Annotated in this window: 2 protein-coding genes; both read left to right on the top strand. The window is 64.1% G+C overall.

What is annotated here, in order from left to right; all coding sequences use genetic code 11:
* Positions 1-402, top strand: a 402-nt coding sequence (locus AB4Z38_RS25670) for a zinc-binding dehydrogenase (RefSeq protein WP_441432332.1), incomplete at its 5' end; no start/stop codon positions are given.
* Positions 403-484: 82 nt separating this feature from the next.
* Positions 485-807, top strand: a 323-nt coding sequence (locus tag AB4Z38_RS25675) for an acetyl-coenzyme A synthetase N-terminal domain-containing protein (protein ID WP_441432333.1), incomplete at its 3' end; no start/stop codon positions are given.

Below are 807 nucleotides of genomic sequence, written 5' to 3' on the forward strand. Positions count from 1 at the left end.
GCCAAAAAGCACGGCGCCGAGCTGACGGTCAACGCGCTGCACGAGGATCCCGTGGAAGTCATCCAGCGGGAAACCGGGGGCTGCCATGGTGTGCTGGTCACGGCGGTGCATCCGTCGGCATTCGGGCAGGCGATCGGCATGGCCAGGCGCGGCGGGACCATTGTCTTCAACGGGCTTCCGCCGGGGGACTTCCCTGCGCCGATCTTCGAGATCGTGCTCAAGGGCCTGACCGTCCGTGGCTCGATCGTGGGGACGCGCCAGGACCTGGAGGAAGCGCTGGACTTCTACGCGCAGGGCAAGATCCACCCGACCGTGTCCACCCGGGAACTCTCCGAAGTGAACGCGGTCCTCGACGAAATGAAGCACGCCAAGATCGACGGACGCGTGGTCATTAAGTACTGATCGAATTCAGCCGCGGAGGATGCTCGACACCGACTCATTCGCAAATCGTGTGCATTTCAACAGAGACCTAAGGAGCTTAGCTATGTCCAACGCCCGCACCGAAGCATCGTACAGGCCACCCCAGCACGGCGATGCCCTTGAAAATCTTCTCCATGAGGACCGGAAGTTTCCGCCGAGCGCGGAGTTCGCGGCGAACGCGGTAGTCGGCGCCGGAGTCTACGCGGAAGCGGCTGCGGACCGTCCGGCGTTCTGGGCCAGGCAGGCCCGGGAACTGCTGGACTGGGACACGGACTTTGACCAGGCCCTGGACTGGTCGGACCCGCCGTTCGCGAAGTGGTTCGTCGGCGGGAAGATCAATGCCGCGTACAACGCCCTGGACCGGCATGTGGAGAACGGGCTCGGTGA

Source organism: Arthrobacter sp. 2RAF6 (assembly GCF_052115205.1).
In the GTDB taxonomy this organism is placed as follows: Bacteria; Actinomycetota; Actinomycetes; order Actinomycetales; family Micrococcaceae; genus Arthrobacter.